The following is a 15,344-nucleotide window of genomic DNA, read 5'->3' on the forward strand; positions in this document are numbered from 1 at the left end:
ATCGTCGCCCCGGATGGCAGGTATCGCGGGTCAACCTGAGCTTTAAACGGCGCAAAAAAAAGACCCCGGCCTTTTCAGGACGGGGTCTTTTCATTCAAGCCGGCATCAGAACTTCTTGATGTCTGCCTGGGTTTCCAGCTGCTTGCGGTAGGCCGCAAAATCCTGCTGGCCAATACGCGAAGCGAGGGCGCGGCGGTATTGCGCCTTTTCTTCGTCCGTAGGCGCAGCAGCTTCATTGACACCGTTCAAGCGCACGATCACCTGGCTGCCATCGCGCAGGCTGACGGTGGTGAAGCTCGGCTTGTCCTTGCCCGCAGGCTTGGGCATGCGGAACAGCGCTTGCAGCACGGCAGGGTCGACAGCTTCCTGGCCACGGGTAGCGGCTTCAGTCACCTTCCAGGCCTGTCCGTCAATCGGCTGGCTCAGGGCGATCTTGTCATCACGCAGGCCGGCGATCAGCTCGTCGGCATGGGCTTTGGCGGCAGCGCTCGCACGCTCCTTGGTCATCTGTGCGCGAATCGCCGTGGCAACCTTTTCCAGCGGCAGCTGGGCAGGCTTGAGGTGCTCTTTGGCGCGCAGCACGATGATGGTTTCCGGATCGAGCTCAATGGCGCTGCTGTTGGCACCCTCATCCAGCACTTCCGGGCTGAACGCTGCGGTGACCACGGCACGGTTGGCCGCGACGCCTTCGCCACCTTCACGGCCGAACGGCGCGGAAGTGTGTACGGTCAGCTTAAGATCGGACGCCGGCTGGGCCAGGTCGGACGCTTCGAATGCCGCATCTTCCAATTGCTTGGTCGCTTCGACAAACCGCTGTTCAACCTGCTGGGTCTTGAGCTCGCGGGTCAGCTTGTCTTTCAGGCTGGCGAACGATGGAACCTCGGGTGCTTCAACGCCCAGCAGCTTGATCAAGTGCCAACCGAAGGACGTACGCACCGGCACCGACACCTGGTCCTGCTTCAGGCCGTACAGCGCCGTCTCGAAGTCTGGATCGTAGACGCCAGGACCGGCAAACCCGAGATCGCCGCCATTGCTGGCCGAACCCGGATCCTGGGAGAACTCCTTGGCCAGGGCGTCAAACTGCTCGCCCTTGGCCAGGCGCGCCTGGATGTCTTCGATCTTGGCCTTGGCTTGCGCCTCGGTGACCTTGTCGTTGACCTCGATCAGAATGTGCGCGGCACGACGCTGTTCAGCGAGGTTGGCGGTTTCTTTCTCGTAGGCAGCCTGCAGTTCATCGTCCTTGACGGTGACCTGGTCGAAGAACGACGACTTCTTCAGCTCCAGGTAGTCGATGACCACCTGGTCCGGGGTCATGAACTCCTTGGCGTGCTGGTCGTAGTACGCCTTGACTTCGTCATCGGTGAGTTTCACCGCTGCCGGGTCGGCTTTAACGTTGACGGTGGCAAAATCGCGCGTCTGTTTTTCCAGGCGGGCAAATGCCAGCACCTCGGCATCGGTCACGAAACCACTGCCGGCGATGCCTGCGCGAACTTGGCCGATCAGCATTTCCTGAGTCAGCATCTGACGGAATTGCAGGCGGGTATAGCCCAGTTGACGGACCACCTGGTCAAAGCGTTCGGCGTTGAACTTGCCGTCTACCTGGAACTCCGGCGTCTGCAGGATCACCTGGTCCAAGGCCGCTTCCGAGAAGCCGAACTTGGCATCAGCAGCACCTTGCAGCAGCAGCTTGCGGTCGATCAGGCCCTTGAGGGCCGCGTCGCGCAGCAGTTTTTCGTCCAACAGGGAAGCATCGAAATCCTTGCCCAGTTGTTGCATCAGCTGGCGCCGTTGCATATCGACGGCCTGGCTCAATTCGGTCTGGGTGATTTCCTCACCGTTGACCTTGGCCACGTCCTGCTTGTTATTACCCGAAGCCTGGAAAATAGCCTCGATACCGGTGAACGCCATCAACGCGACGATGATCCCGATAATGGTCTTGGCAATCCAGCCTTGTGAATTGTCCCTGATATTTTGCAGCATGCGTCCCCCAGAAACGGTTGAACATCAAAAATAGGCAACCGTGGAGCGTGGGTAGAATCCGGATAGAAGAAAGGCGCATCCGAGGATGCGCCTTCTCGTAACTGGCGGAGCGGACGGGGGTTTGAACTCTGACCCCCGGCGTGGCGACCCAATGGATACGTGGGTCAGCTACCGCTCCGCTGCCAGGCCAGACCTACGTCTGACCCGGGTAAGCAAAGGCTTGATCGAAGCTTAGTTAACGGCTTCTTTCAGGGCTTTACCGGCTTTGAAACCTGGTTTCTTGGCAGCAGCGATTTGCAGTGCTTTGCCGGTCTGTGGGTTACGGCCAGTGCGAGCTGGGCGGTCAGTCACAGAGAAAGTACCGAAGCCTACCAGTACCACGGAGTCGCCGGCCTTCAGAGCGCCAGTGACGGATTCGATTACTGCGTCCAGCGCACGGCCGGCAGCAGCTTTCGGGATATCAGCGGATGCAGCGATAGCATCAATCAGTTCCGACTTGTTCACTCTAAGTCCCCTTATATATCTATGAGTATGATTCTAAGTTTTTTGGTAAAAAGCAAAAACCAGTGCTGAATGGCCTACAGACACTTAAGAGCCGCTTTATAACAAGGGCTCTAAAAAGCTGTCAAGGAAGCCCCCCAGGCTTCAACACCTTAATGCGTGCTAATTCTTTCCTTGGAATCCGACTCGCGTTTTTCGTCCTTCGCGACAATCTCCGGAGCCACATCCGGCAAGGGCTCCGGCGCGTATTGCAGCGCAATTTGCAGGACTTCGTCAATCCATTTAACCGGTTTAATCTGAAGATCCTGCTTGATATTGTCAGGAATTTCCTTCAAGTCGCGAACATTCTCTTCAGGAATGATCACGGTTTTGATTCCACCCCGGTGTGCAGCGAGTAATTTCTCTTTCAGCCCACCGATGGCCAATACCTGGCCGCGCAGGGTAATTTCCCCGGTCATCGCCACATCGGCGCGCACCGGAATACCGGTCAATGCCGACACCAGCGCCGTGCACATGCCTACACCGGCGCTCGGGCCGTCCTTCGGCGTAGCGCCTTCCGGCATGTGAATATGGGTGTCGTGCTTCTCGTGGAAGTCCAGGGGAATACCCAGGCTTCTGGCGCGACTGCGCACCACGGTCTGCGCGGCGGTGATTGACTCGACCATCACATCGCCGAGAGAACCGGTCTTGATCAACTGGCCCTTGCCCGGGATCACGGCAGCTTCGATGGTCAGCAGCTCGCCGCCCACCTGAGTCCACGCCAGGCCAGTCACCTGCCCTACCTGGTCCTGCTGTTCGGCCAGGCCGTAGCGGAATTTACGCACACCCAGGAAATGCTCCAGCGCATCGGCCGTCACCTTCACCGAGAAGCGTTTTTCCAAGGAATGCTCCTTGACCGCCTTGCGGCAGATCTTCGCGATTTGACGCTCAAGGCCCCGTACACCGGCCTCGCGGGTGTAATAGCGCACGATGTCACGAATGGCTTCAACGTCAAACTCGATCTCGCCTTTCTTCAGGCCGTTGGCCGCAGTCTGCTTGGGCGCGAGGTATTTGACGGCGATGTTGATCTTCTCGTCTTCGGTGTAACCCGGCAGACGAATCACCTCCATCCGGTCCAGCAGCGCTGGCGGAATGTTCATGGAGTTGGAGGTGCACAGGAACATTACGTCAGACAGGTCGTAGTCGACTTCCAGGTAATGGTCGTTGAAGTTGTGGTTCTGCTCGGGATCGAGCACCTCAAGCAACGCCGACGCCGGATCGCCACGCATGTCGCTGCCCATCTTGTCGATTTCATCGAGCAGAAACAGCGGGTTGCGCACACCCACTTTTGTCATCTTTTGAATCAATCTTCCTGGCATCGAACCGATGTAAGTCCGGCGATGGCCACGAATTTCCGCTTCATCACGCACGCCGCCGAGGGCCATGCGCACGAACTTGCGGTTGGTCGCACTGGCAATCGACTCGGCCAACGAGGTTTTACCCACCCCAGGCGGACCGACCAGGCACAACACCGGGCCGCGAATTTTCTTCACGCGCTTTTGCACCGCGAGGTATTCAAGGATACGCTCCTTGACCTCTTCAAGGCCGTAGTGATCGGCATCGAGGATTTCTTCGGCACGGGCCAGGTCCAGGCGTACCTTGGTCTGAGCCTTCCACGGCACCTGCACCAGCCAATCGATGTAGGAACGAACCACAGTGGCTTCGGCCGACATCGGCGACATTTGCTTGAGCTTGTTCAGCTCGGCCGTGGCCTTGGTCAGCGCGTCTTTCGGCAAGCCGGCGGCATCGATACGCTTTTTCAGCTCTTCGATTTCGTTATGGCCTTCCTCGCCGTCGCCGAGTTCTTTCTGAATGGCCTTCATCTGCTCATTCAGGTAGTACTCGCGCTGGCTGCGCTCCATTTGTTTCTTCACGCGGCCGCGGATGCGCTTCTCAACCTGCAGCAGGTCGATTTCGCCATCCAGCAGCGCCAGCACATGCTCGACACGGGCTGACAGATCGATGATTTCGAGAATGTCCTGCTTCTGCTCGATCTTCAGCGCCATGTGCGCAGCCATGGTGTCGACCAGGCGACTTGGCTCATCGATGCTGTTGAGCGACGAGAGGACTTCAGCCGGGACTTTCTTGCCCAATTGCACATACTGCTCGAACTGCGAAAGCAGGCTGCGCACAAACACTTCGGATTCACGTTCAGGGGCTTCGACTTCGTCGATCAGCGCCACTTCGGCGCGCAGGTGACCATCCACCTCCATGAAACGCTCTACCGCGCCGCGCTGCTCGCCTTCCACGAGTACCTTGACGGTACCGTCAGGCAGCTTGAGCAATTGCAGGACAGTCGCAACGGTGCCGACCCGATACAGGGCGTCTTCGCCTGGATCATCATCAGCAGGATTCTTCTGGGCCAACAGCAGGATCTGCTTGTCGCCCGTCATCGCGGCCTCGAGGGCTTCGATAGACTTCTCGCGCCCCACGAACAGCGGGATAACCATGTGCGGATAGACGACGACATCACGCAACGGCAGGAGAGGCAATTCGATGGTTGTCTTCATGATTTCGCCTCTATGACAGTTGAAAAATAAGCTTGAAACCAAGATGGGGGTTGCATGCAAAAAAAACAAGCGCAATGCCAGCACTTAAACGCATGAATAAACGCGATTTAATCTGCCATCCCGCAAAAACACCCGAAAAAAACAAGGGGCCCCGAAAGGCCCCTTGCTTGTACCGCCACTGCAAAGACGCTTACGCGTCAGGTGCAGCCTTGGCAGCCGGCTCACTGTTTTCGTAGATATACAGTGGCTTGGACTTGCCTTCGATAACGCTTTCGTCGATCACCACCTTACTCACCTCGGACTGCGAGGGGATTTCGTACATGGTGTCGAGCAACACGCCTTCAAGGATCGAACGCAGACCACGTGCACCGGTCTTGCGCTCCAATGCCCGCTTGGCCACTGATTTGAGCGCGTCGGTACGGAACTCGAGGTCCACACCTTCCATCTCGAACAGCTTGGCGTATTGCTTGGTCAGGGCGTTTTTCGGCTCGGTGAGGATCTGAATCAAAGCCGCCTCATCCAGCTCGTCCAACGTGGCCAGGACCGGCAGACGACCGACGAATTCCGGGATCAGACCGAACTTGACCAGATCGTCAGGTTCGACTTCACGCAGGGACTCGCCTACCTTCTTGCCTTCTTCCTTGCTACGCACTTCCGCGCTGAAACCAATGCCGCCACGGGTGGAACGCTGCTGAATAACCTTTTCCAGCCCGGAGAACGCACCGCCGCAGATAAACAGGATGTTACGCGTATCGACCTGCAGGAATTCCTGCTGCGGGTGCTTACGGCCGCCCTGGGGCGGTACCGAAGCGACCGTGCCTTCGATCAGCTTCAACAGTGCTTGCTGCACGCCTTCACCGGAAACATCCCGAGTGATGGACGGGTTGTCCGACTTGCGCGAGATCTTGTCGATTTCGTCGATGTAGACAATACCCATCTGGGCCTTCTCTACGTCGTAGTCGCACTTCTGCAGCAGTTTCTGAATGATGTTCTCGACATCTTCACCCACGTAGCCAGCCTCGGTGAGGGTGGTGGCGTCGGCGATGGTGAACGGAACGTTCAGCAGGCGAGCGAGTGTTTCCGCAAGCAGGGTTTTACCCGAGCCTGTAGGGCCGATCAGCAGGATGTTACTCTTGCCGAGTTCGACTTCGTCGCCTTTCTTGTCACGCTGGTTCAAGCGCTTGTAGTGGTTGTACACCGCTACGGCCAGAACCTTCTTTGCACGCTCCTGACCAATCACGTACTGGTCAAGGATGCCGCTGATTTCTTTAGGCGATGGGAGTTTGTGCGCACTGCTCTCGGCCTGGGCTTCCTGCACCTCCTCGCGGATGATGTCATTGCACAGGTCGACGCATTCGTCGCAGATAAACACCGAGGGGCCGGCAATCAATTTGCGTACTTCATGCTGGCTTTTGCCACAGAAGGAGCAATAGAGCAGCTTGCCGTTGTCCTCGCCGTTGCGGGTGTCAGTCATTCGTTCGATCCAAATCCGATAGGCTTGCAACACAAGATGAAGGCTTATGCGGGCTTTTTCAAGCCCGCCAGTGGTCGGACATGCCGACCAGCCCTATTTTGAGCGGCTTATATTAAGCGGGGCGCTTTTCGATCACTGCGTCGATCAACCCGTACTCACGGGCGGCTTCAGCGCTCATGAAGTTGTCACGGTTGGTATCACGCTCGATTTCTTCAAGTGTGTGCCCGCTGTGCTTGGCCATCAGCGTGTTGAGGCGCTCACGAATGAAGAGGATCTCCTTGGCATGGATTTCGATGTCCGATGCCTGGCCCTGGAAACCGCCCAGTGGCTGGTGAATCATCACGCGTGAGTTCGGCAGGCAGTAACGCTTGCCCTCGGCGCCGGCGGTCAGCAGGAATGCACCCATGCTGCAGGCCTGGCCAATGCAGGTAGTCGACACGTTCGGCTTGATGAACTGCATGGTGTCGTAGATCGACATGCCCGCAGTCACCGAACCGCCCGGCGAGTTGATGTAGAGATGGATGTCCTTGTCCGGGTTTTCCGCTTCAAGGAACAGCAGTTGCGCACAGATCAGGTTGGCCATGTAGTCCTCTACCGGGCCAACCAGAAAGATCACTCGCTCCTTGAGCAGGCGCGAGTAGATGTCGTAGGCGCGTTCACCACGAGCGGACTGCTCGACAACCATCGGGACCAGGCCGCCAGCGGCCTGGACATCAGAGTTCTGCTGAATATAGGAATTACGGAACATGCTCTGCAGTTACTCCCAAATAGTCATGTCTTGAAAACGCATAAGCCAGCGCGAGGCTGGCTTATGGTTGAATTTCCAACGAGTTGGACAATCAGTCGGCTTGTGCTGCTTCCGCCGGTTTGACTGCTTCTTCGTAAGAGACCGCTTTATCGGTCACCTTAGCCTTCTGCAGAACAGTATCCACAACTTGTTCTTCCAGCACAACCGAACGTACTTCGTTCAGCTGCTGGTCGTTCTTGTAGTACCAAGACACGACCTGTTCAGGTTCCTGGTAGGCCGACGCCATTTCCTGGATCATTTCGCGAACACGGTCTTCGTCTGGCTTGAGGTCGAACTGCTTGACCACTTCAGCCACGATCAGGCCCAGCACGACGCGTCGCTTGGCTTGCTCTTCGAACAGCTCGGCCGGCAGTTGGTCAGGCTTGATGTTGCCACCAAACTGCTGAACCGCTTGTACGCGCAGGCGATCCACTTCGTTGGACAGCAGGGCCTTAGGTACTTCGATCGGGTTGGCGGCCAGCAGACCGTCCATGACCTGGTTCTTGACCTTGGACTTGATCGCTTGACGCAGCTCACGCTCCATGTTCTTGCGAACTTCGGTGCGGAAGCCTTCGATACCGGTTTCCTTGATGCCGAATTGCGCGAAGAACTCTTCGTTCAGCTCTGGCAGCTTAGGCTCGGAAACGCTGTTGACGGTCACGGTGAACTCGGCGGCTTTGCCGGCCAGGTCCAGGTTCTGGTAGTCAGCAGGGAATTCCAGGTTCAGAACGCGTTCTTCGCCGGCTTTGGCGCCAACCAGGCCGTCTTCGAAGCCAGGGATCATGCGGTTGGAACCCAGCACCAGCTGAGTGCCCTTGGCGGAGCCACCAGCGAATACTTCGCCGTCAACCTTGCCAACGAAATCGATGTTCAACTGGTCTTCGTTCTGGGCGGCACGCTCGACCACTTCGAAACGGGTGTTCTGCTTGCGCAGGATTTCCAGCATGTTGTCCAGGTCCGAATCAGCCACTTCGGCGCTCAGGCGCTCGATAGCGATACCGTCGAAGCCCGCTACTTCGAATTCCGGGAACACTTCGAATACGGCTACGTATTCCAGGTCCTTGCCGGCTTCCAGGGACTTGGGCTCGATCGAAGGCGAGCCAGCCGGGTTCAGCTTTTGCTCGACAACGGCTTCGTAGAAGGAAGCCTGGATCACGTCACCTACAGCTTCCTGGCGCGCATCGGCACCAAAACGACGCTTGATTTCGCTCATTGGCACTTTGCCTGGACGGAAACCAGCGATCTTGGCCTTCTGGGCAGTCTGCTGCAGACGCTTGTTGACCGCAGTCTCGATACGCTCTGCCGGCACAGTGATGCTCAGGCGGCGCTCGAGAGCAGTAGTATTTTCAACAGAAACTTGCATGGATATTCCTCGTTGCACAGACATTAGCCGGCCATTTCCGACCCCAATCAAGGGCATGCATTCTAGTGGGTCAAACTCAAGAAGTCACCCTACTGAAAATACACCCGGAAACCGCCGGCAATTTATCGGTACGAAGGCACTGAAGTACCTCGCCCCGGTGACAAATACAGCCAATTGCGCCAGGGCTCTGCGCCGCCCCTCTATATATAGAAGAAGCTGCCATTCATCTCCCTGACGGCCCACCCCGCGAACGGAGCGGACAGGCAACGCGGCATCATCGAGACACACAAATACGACGAAACGCACTGCCGATGCGGCCCAGTACCTGCGACCGCCGAGATAATCAAACCGCCAAAACCAAAAAAGGCGCCAGACTGTTAAATCTGGCGCCTTTCGAATATGGGGTGGACGAAGGGGATCGAACCCTCGACAACGGGAGTCACAATCCCGTGCTCTACCAACTGAGCTACGCCCACCATATTGCGTTAACAAAGAAACCAAACCACTTCTTTGTTGAACCCTGCCCTGCCTGACGGCCGAGCAACGTTTTATTTGGTGCGGATGAAGAGACTCGAACTCTTACGCCTCGCGGCGCTGGAACCTAAATCCAGTGTGTCTACCAATTCCACCACATCCGCGCTTGAAGCTCTTAAAGCAAAGGCGCCAGACGATTAATCTGGCGCCTTTCAAATATGGGGTGGACGAAGGGGATCGAACCCTCGACAACGGGAGTCACAATCCCGTGCTCTACCAACTGAGCTACGCCCACCATCTAACGCTACTTGTGCCAAAGCTGCCTAATGGCGCACCCGGCAGGACTCGAACCTGCGACCATCCGCTTAGAAGGCGGATGCTCTATCCAGCTGAGCTACGGGCGCCTGATTAATCTGTACTCTTGGAGGATTACAAACTAAGTGTTTCCAGTCTTGCAGCACAACAATTCTGCTTGACCTTCTAACCAGTGCTAGGCTGTGCCCGACAAGTGCGACGAATAGTATAGAGGGTCCCGAAACCCGTCAAATCTTTTTTGAAAAAAACTGATTTTATTTAAGGGGTTAGGGCAATTTGCAGACCAAGCGCCTTTGCCCTCGCGCCCTGGCGTGCGAGAATGCGCGCACTTTTCTTCCCCCTCTCGATGGTTAATCACGCGTAATGACTGCACAACTTATCGACGGCAAATCAATCGCCGCCAGCCTGCGCCAGCAGATCGCCAAACGCGTCACCGAGCGTCGCCAGCAAGGCCTGCGCACGCCTGGCCTCGCGGTGATCCTGGTCGGCAGCGATCCTGCCTCTCAGGTTTATGTCTCGCACAAGCGTAAAGACTGTGAAGAGGTCGGCTTTATCTCTAAAGCCTATGACTTGCCTTCGGAGACCACTCAACAGGCCCTGACCGACCTGATTGACAGCCTCAACGATGACCCGAACATGGACGGCATCCTGCTCCAGCTGCCGCTGCCCGAGCACCTGGATGCTTCCAAACTGCTGGAACGCATCCGCCCGGACAAAGACGTCGATGGCTTCCACCCTTATAACGTCGGCCGTCTGGCCCAACGCATCCCACTGCTGCGCCCCTGCACGCCCAAAGGCATCATGACTCTGCTGGAAAGCACCGGGGTCGATCTGTATGGGCTCGACGCGGTTGTGGTTGGCGCCTCGAATATCGTCGGCCGCCCCATGGCCATGGAATTGTTGCTGGCCGGCTGCACCGTGACCGTTACCCACCGCTTCACCAAGGACCTCGCCGGTCATGTGGGCCGCGCCGATCTGGTGGTGGTCGCCGCGGGCAAGCCGGGCCTGGTCAAGGGTGAGTGGATCAAGGAAGGCGCGATCGTGATCGACGTCGGCATCAACCGCCAAAATGATGGCAAGCTGGTGGGCGACGTGGTGTACGAGACCGCCCTGCCCCGCGCCGGCTGGATCACCCCGGTTCCCGGCGGTGTAGGCCCGATGACCCGGGCGTGCCTGCTGGAAAACACGCTGTATGCAGCAGAAACCCTGCACAGCTGATAACCAGGCGTACTGAAAAAGCCCTGCTTTATCGCGGGGCTTTTTATTGTCCAAAAAAAACCTGTTTATTCATAGTTTTTAAGTACTTTCGTCCGGCTCTGGAACAACATTCGACAGTTTCTTCTCCACACTCCTTATATAAACTCCGTGTAACTCTACGCTTTCCACGTAGCCAAACCTAGTGAATGCAGGGTCTGGCTAATTTTTTGCGTCCGTGCGAAGCATGAAGATCGTTTCGGACTAGCACGACCACCTGCTCGGGGAGAACCAACGATTGCTGATGGAGGTAAAGGTGTATAAGCAGCCGTTAATCTAACTCGCCGGCATGCCGCAACCGCTTCCTCTATGAACTCACCCATTCGGATTCATTGATCAAGCGCTGCTGCTTCAGGTCATCAGCGAGTGCAAGTCGGGTTTCGTAGCGCTCCTCCGGGGTGGCTAATAGGAATTTTGGATCGTTGCGTAGGGCAAGCCACACCTCCAGTGCGTTGATGTGCTGGAGTTTAATACTCATGACGAATACTCGAGGCCATTGCCTACAGTGTAGATATTGACCAGGCGTGAGCTGTTCATAGGCACCGATGAGCGCAGACCACTATGTGCGGAAGACTATCCAAGTGCAGCGGCATCCCGCTTCATTGCAGCGTTCTGCAGCAATATCGGCGGATGGAGTCGTACACCGACGAATAGCGTCTGCATAAAACAATGCATAAAGGATGATTAAGGCCAAGCAAATTGGGGCGAGACTATCCTGGTACTAGGGAGATATTGCAATCTGCAGCACCCTGCCAACACTTACCTAATCACAAGCCTGACATGTTCGATATTCTCTTGTAGAATCCTCCGCTGATCGCCAGTGCTCGACACGCTCAAGAAAAAAAGCTACAGAAAGCAGTTAAGCTTTCAGAGCAAAAGCAAAGCCAGACACTAGTAAAAAAAGGACGTGCTTTATCCATGGAGAAGGAAATGAACTTATCGAAGTACGTTGCAGGCATTGATGGCTTGCGCGCTATCGCCGTGATGACTGTTTTATTGTTTCACACTGGGCTATCAACCTTCGGCGGTGGCTATGTCGGAGTGGATGTTTTCTTTGTAATCAGTGGATATTTGATCACAAATCTGATTACTGACGAAGTAAAACAGACAGGAATGTTTTCTTTTAAGACGTTCTACACCCGGCGCATTCGGCGCCTATTCCCCGCGCTATTCGCTACAATTTTACTAACATTCGTATTCGCCATACTAATGTTTACGCCACAGCACTTTCAGCGGTTTGGCAGGGAAGTCATAAGCTCAATACTGTCAGTCTCTAACTTCGTTTTCTGGAGTGAAAGTGGCTATTTCAATACCGCTTCGGAATTCAAGCCATTACTTCATACTTGGTCTCTTAGTGTCGAAGAGCAGTTCTATTTGCTTTGGCCGGCCGCTCTGGTTTTTCTATTAACTAGAAAATCTAGAAGCGCGCCGATAATCGCTATTGTGGTGAGCGGTATCACCAGCCTTATTCTAAATATAGTGGTTACCGACGGTGGTATCGCTTCTGCGGGCTGGTGGCAGAACCTAATGGGTGAGAAAGCCAGCGACACTGTCTCTCTGATATACTTTTTCACACCATTCAGGGTTTTTGAATTTGCTATCGGTGCTGCATTGGTGTGGATACCGAAGGCTAAAGAGCAAACGCTTAAGCTTGACCTCTTAATGGTTATCGGTCTATCGCTTATATTTTTTGCTGTTTTCTCTTATACGGAAAAAACACTATTTCCATCCTACAATGCACTGGCTCCATGTATTGGCGCAGCCTTAGTGATTTATTCAGTAAATGCAAAATACGCCGGCTGGGTTGTACGCAACAGAATCATGGTTAAGATTGGCCTTATAAGTTACTCGGTTTACCTAGTGCACTGGCCGATCATCGTATTCTACAAATATTATACGAAGATAAACCTTGACCTCATAGAGCAGTTAGTCATAGTAACCGCGTCACTAGCCTTAGGATTTATATTCCAGCGTTATATCGAAACTCCTTTCCGCAAAAGTGCAAATGCGAAAAGCATAGCGCCAAAACTCGGCTTCATACCGGCCTGCGGCGGTCTTGCCGCTTTCATAAGCATCACCGCCGTAACTGTTTTAACGGGCCATGGTTGGCAGTGGCGCCTTAGCCCGCTTCCGGCAGGTGTTGCCGAACAGTTGGCAAACTCCAAACAGTTCCATATGGATCAATACGGCGGCGCGGACTACCCATGGAAAGGGTGGATAAGCGGGGGGCAGAACGGTATGGCTGACATGGTTGTGATTGGCGACAGCCATGCGCGACATTACGCGACGGGGCTTGACCTTGAAATCGCCAAGCCCCTCAATAAAAGCATCTACATCAGCGTTTATGGATGCATGATGTTGCCAGGCATGACAAAAATCGTTCCAGGTGAAGACCACGACAAAGGCTGTCAAAGCGCACTGGATAACGCGCTGGACGTGATAGACAAAAGCCCTAATACAATCGTCGTCATTAGCCAGTTTTGGATGGAGCAATTAGTGAGCGCTGCGCCGATAAATACCAAAAAGAAAATATTGAATGGCACAGAAGATGACGGCTACCGATTTGTAACGGAGAAATTGGCAGAGCTAAAAACCCGAATTGGTAACAGACAGCTCGTGATTGTAGGCAACGTACCAGGCGCCGGCAAATCTGATGTAATCGGGTGCTTCAGTCGTCCTAGATTTTTTTCTTCTGACTGCGAACAACATCTAGGGGTTAAGGAGGATGGTATTCCCACCATAAGCGGTAATTCTGCGCTTGAAAGATTTGCCGCCTCAACACCGAGCGTTACCTTTTTAAACCCGTTCAGTGTCTTTTGCGAAAATCGTTTTTGCAAGGTATATGGCGATGAAAAAGTTTACTACAGTGATTCGTTTCACCTATCAAAGGCGGGATCAGTGGTTGCGATCCATGCGTTCAAAGACAAACTTGTCTCGGCTTTAAACCACAGCGACTCCCTCAGAGGCAATAACTAGCAGAAGGACGGAAAACCCTGGACCGTCCGACCAGTTGTAGCGGATTAGCACCGATGATGTGAATGTGGGCGACTCGGCATCGCCATTGTAGCCATTGTGCGGACCAGGGCCGGCGCCAGTGGAGATGCCGTGAATCATCTCGCAACCCAGGCACTCGAAGAAAAGACCGATCTCCTTAGCCTTTATTCATTTTTCTCTGAGGGCGAAGTGAGAACTCTACACTCAGACAACGCGATTTATAAATTTAATTCTTCTGAGCAACAATATAGCCAGATATGACGCGACGAAAACAATTCCAGAGAGCACGGGTATATTGGTGTAAGGGGTACTGAACAACATCGGCAGCAGTGACTCAAGGGCGCTACCGCACACATCTAAAAAAATCACATGAATCAAATAAATACCAAAACTACATGCACTGACAGAAGAAACGAGACGATTAATGTTTTTTGCTGGATCAAGAACATATATGCCGGATAAAAATTTGATACAAACAAACCAAGACGCTGATGCAACGACAACCAGCGGAGAGAGATAACTATAAAAATCACCGACAAAAATACCGTCATTGTTTGCCGTCAAATAAGAAGTCATGCATGTAATTATCGAAAAACAAATGAGTATGGATAACACGGCAATAACTGCATGATAAGACTTGTAGTCTTTCTTTCCAAGTAGATAGCCAAGAACAAAATAACCAATATAGCCAGAAACATAAGAAAAATCGAACTGCCATTTTACGCCAAAATACTTATCAACTAGCGGTGATACCGTTATAGACAAAAACCAAAGCGCACAGTAATACACCAGAACATTGTCATCACCTGAGGCGACAACAACTCTGAGCAAAGGCAAAAACATATAGCACCCGATTATTGCATACAGATACCACAGATGATAACTAACGGGGGTAAAGATAAATTTACCGAAATTACCGAAATCGCTAAACTGCGAGCCTTGGTAGTATACTTTCCAGAACACATATATCACCGACCAAAAAACCAGAGGCCACAGGACCCTATTAATTCGCTTGGCAAAAAAAACGGAAACAGATTCACTCTTGCGTAAAAGCAAAAAACCAGAAGACATGAAAAACAATGGTACGCATGAGCGAACAAACGAGTCGTAAATATTTGCGATACTCCATTCACTCTGCGATATCTCGCCTAACTGATAGAGATAGGGTGCAGCAACGTGCAATACCACGACCATAGCTATCGCTGCAGCTTTTACATAATGCACCCACAGACACTGATCGTTTTTCAATTTAAACCACGCTATTGACTTTTTACGGCCATGTGAAGACCGTGAGCTTGCCTTAAAAATCGCCTGAATCCAAGACACCAGGTGAGGTGAAAAGTCATTGCTCCTGTCCGCGTGAGCAGTCAAGGGATGCATAACCCTGTACTTACTTAGTTCTTCGGCACCGCTTCAGCAATCCACAAAGTTGGCAGAGATGCGGCCATGGCCGTAGCGCTCAATCGACGGACGGTTACTCTTCAGTGATGGCTGTGGGTAGTGGCGTTTCAATCTTCTGCATTTCGAGTCGCACGTCGATCCAGCTGTTCAGCGGCGCGCCTCGGCACTGCCTTCATCACGGGACAACTTGGACACAGAATCCCAGTACTGCTGACGACCTATGCGAAAGAGCTTTCATCAACGATGGTCTGG

At 53.9% G+C, this 15,344-nt stretch carries 10 protein-coding genes and 4 tRNA genes; 2 read left to right on the plus strand and 12 right to left on the minus strand.

The annotated features are described in order from the left end of the window. Window positions 1–105: 105 nt before the first annotated feature. The 10 genes from C4J91_RS16890 to C4J91_RS16935 form a co-directional block, all read right to left on the minus strand. Entirely contained in the window at window positions 106–1,980 is a 1,875-nt protein-coding gene (locus C4J91_RS16890) for a SurA N-terminal domain-containing protein (protein WP_124363384.1), read from the minus strand. Window positions 1,981–2,211: 231 nt separating this feature from the next. Next, the gene (locus C4J91_RS16895; RefSeq protein ID WP_003174819.1) at window positions 2,212–2,484 is read right to left on the minus strand and encodes an HU family DNA-binding protein; all 273 of its coding nucleotides are present in this window, start codon (window positions 2,482–2,484) and stop codon (window positions 2,212–2,214) included. A gap of 149 nt (window positions 2,485–2,633) precedes the next feature. Then, window positions 2,634–5,030: an endopeptidase La gene (lon, locus tag C4J91_RS16900; protein ID WP_124363385.1), complete on the minus strand. Its 2,397-nt coding sequence runs from the start codon at window positions 5,028–5,030 to the stop codon at window positions 2,634–2,636. Window positions 5,031–5,220: 190 nt separating this feature from the next. Continuing rightward, window positions 5,221–6,504 carry an ATP-dependent Clp protease ATP-binding subunit ClpX gene (gene clpX, locus C4J91_RS16905; protein ID WP_010209414.1) on the minus strand — a complete coding sequence of 428 codons (1,284 nt, stop codon included), beginning with the start codon at window positions 6,502–6,504 and terminating at the stop codon, window positions 5,221–5,223. 112 nt (window positions 6,505–6,616) lie between these two features. Next, window positions 6,617–7,252, minus strand: a complete 636-nt coding sequence (clpP, locus tag C4J91_RS16910) for an ATP-dependent Clp endopeptidase proteolytic subunit ClpP (protein ID WP_124363386.1) — start codon at window positions 7,250–7,252, stop codon at window positions 6,617–6,619. 91 nt (window positions 7,253–7,343) lie between these two features. Continuing rightward, window positions 7,344–8,654, minus strand: coding sequence for a trigger factor (tig, locus tag C4J91_RS16915; protein ID WP_124363387.1), 1,311 nt, complete (start codon window positions 8,652–8,654; stop codon window positions 7,344–7,346). A 400-nt stretch (window positions 8,655–9,054) separates the two neighbouring features. Next, window positions 9,055–9,130 (minus strand) — tRNA-His (locus C4J91_RS16920). Between the two features lie 77 nt (window positions 9,131–9,207). After that, window positions 9,208–9,292: transfer RNA gene (locus tag C4J91_RS16925), tRNA-Leu, on the minus strand. 55 nt (window positions 9,293–9,347) lie between these two features. Next, window positions 9,348–9,423: transfer RNA gene (locus C4J91_RS16930), tRNA-His, on the minus strand. Window positions 9,424–9,455: 32 nt separating this feature from the next. After that, a tRNA-Arg gene (locus tag C4J91_RS16935) sits at window positions 9,456–9,532 on the minus strand. Between the two features lie 274 nt (window positions 9,533–9,806). Between C4J91_RS16935 and folD the strand changes: the two genes are divergently transcribed. Next, window positions 9,807–10,661 (plus strand): bifunctional methylenetetrahydrofolate dehydrogenase/methenyltetrahydrofolate cyclohydrolase FolD, encoded by an 855-nt coding sequence (gene folD, locus C4J91_RS16940; RefSeq protein WP_124363388.1) that lies wholly within the window; start codon window positions 9,807–9,809, stop codon window positions 10,659–10,661. Between the two features lie 343 nt (window positions 10,662–11,004). Here folD and C4J91_RS27590 read toward each other — a convergent pair whose 3' ends face one another. Beyond that, on the minus strand, window positions 11,005–11,175 hold the full coding sequence (locus C4J91_RS27590; RefSeq protein ID WP_164484548.1) for a hypothetical protein: 171 nt from the start codon (window positions 11,173–11,175) through the stop codon (window positions 11,005–11,007). A gap of 452 nt (window positions 11,176–11,627) precedes the next feature. On the opposite strand from C4J91_RS27590, the gene C4J91_RS16945 reads away from it, so the two are divergent. Further along, window positions 11,628–13,673 carry an acyltransferase family protein gene (locus tag C4J91_RS16945; RefSeq protein WP_164484549.1) on the plus strand — a complete coding sequence of 682 codons (2,046 nt, stop codon included), beginning with the start codon at window positions 11,628–11,630 and terminating at the stop codon, window positions 13,671–13,673. A gap of 222 nt (window positions 13,674–13,895) precedes the next feature. Here the strand turns inward: C4J91_RS16945 and C4J91_RS16955 are convergent, their stop codons facing one another. Next, complete coding sequence (locus C4J91_RS16955) at window positions 13,896–15,071, minus strand: acyltransferase (RefSeq protein ID WP_124363390.1); 1,176 nt, start codon at window positions 15,069–15,071, stop codon at window positions 13,896–13,898. Window positions 15,072–15,344 lie beyond the last annotated feature (273 nt).

Source organism: Pseudomonas sp. R3-52-08 (assembly GCF_003851745.1).
In the GTDB taxonomy this organism is placed as follows: domain Bacteria; phylum Pseudomonadota; class Gammaproteobacteria; order Pseudomonadales; family Pseudomonadaceae; genus Aquipseudomonas.